Origin of the sequence: Streptomyces cellostaticus (genome assembly GCF_001513965.1) — a bacterium.
Classification (GTDB): Bacteria; Actinomycetota; Actinomycetes; order Streptomycetales; family Streptomycetaceae; genus Streptomyces; species Streptomyces cellostaticus.
Genome location: NZ_KQ948132.1, coordinates 1 through 956 on the forward strand (window position 1 = coordinate 1; position 956 = coordinate 956).

The window sequence follows — 956 nt, forward strand, 5'->3', positions numbered from 1 at the left end:
CTGATGGAGGCTCGATTCCCTGAGAGGATCGAGTCATGGCACGTCCGTCCCCCTACCCTCCCGAGCTTCGTGAGCGTGCGGTGCGCATGGTCACGGAGATCCGCCCGAACTACCCGACCGAGTGGGCCGCGATGAAGGCGGTCGCCGCGAAGCTGGGCATCGGAGCGGCGGAGACGGTGCGGACCTGGGTCCGCAAAGCGCAGGTGGATACCGGCGAGCGGCCCGGCACCACCTCCGAGGAAGCCGCGGAGATCAAGCGTCTGCGGGCCGAGAACGCCGAACTGCGACGGGCCAACGAAATCTTGAAGGCGGCGTCGGCTTTCTTCGCGGCCGAGCTCGACCGGCCGTCGAAACGCTCGTAGCGTTCATCGACGAGTTCAAGAAGGTGTTCGGCGTCGAGCCGATCTGCCGTGTGCTCTCCGGGCACGGACTGAAGATCGCAACGAGCACCTACTACGCCGCCAAGAACCGTGGGCCCAGCGCCCGGGCGATGCGGGACACGGAGCTGAAGGCCCAGATCAGCCGCGTCCATGCCGACAACTATGGCGTCTACGGGGTCCGCAAGGTCTGGCGGCAGCTGCACCGTGAGGGCATCGAAGCGGCCCGCTGCACGGTCGCCCGGCTGATGCACGACCTGGGCCTGGAGGGCGCCCGACGCGGCAGGAACATCCGCACCACGGTCCGCGACAGCGGGCATGAACGGGCGACTGACCTGCTGCAGCGCGACTTCACCGCGTCACGTCCGAACCAGCGGTGGGTGGCCGACTTCACCTATGTCGCCACCTGGTCCGGCATCGTCTACGTCGCGTTCGTCGTGGACGTGTTCTCCCGGGCGATCGTGGGCTGGTCGGCCGCCACCAGCAAGCGGGCCAAGCTCGTCCTCGACGCCCTCGGCATGGCCCTGTGGTGCCGCGACCGCGCCGGAACTCCCGCTGGGCCAGGGCTGGTTCATCATT

2 protein-coding genes are annotated in these 956 nt (G+C 68.2%); both read left to right on the top strand.

Annotated features, from left to right (window positions below):
• Window positions 1-35 precede the first annotated feature (35 nt).
• On the top strand, window positions 36-362 hold the full coding sequence (locus AQI88_RS42400; RefSeq protein ID WP_067011153.1) for an IS3 family transposase: 327 nt from the start codon (window positions 36-38) through the stop codon (window positions 360-362).
• Window positions 363-385: 23 nt separating this feature from the next.
• The coding region (locus AQI88_RS42405) for an IS3 family transposase (protein WP_107118819.1) at window positions 386-956 on the top strand (571 nt) is incomplete at its 3' end.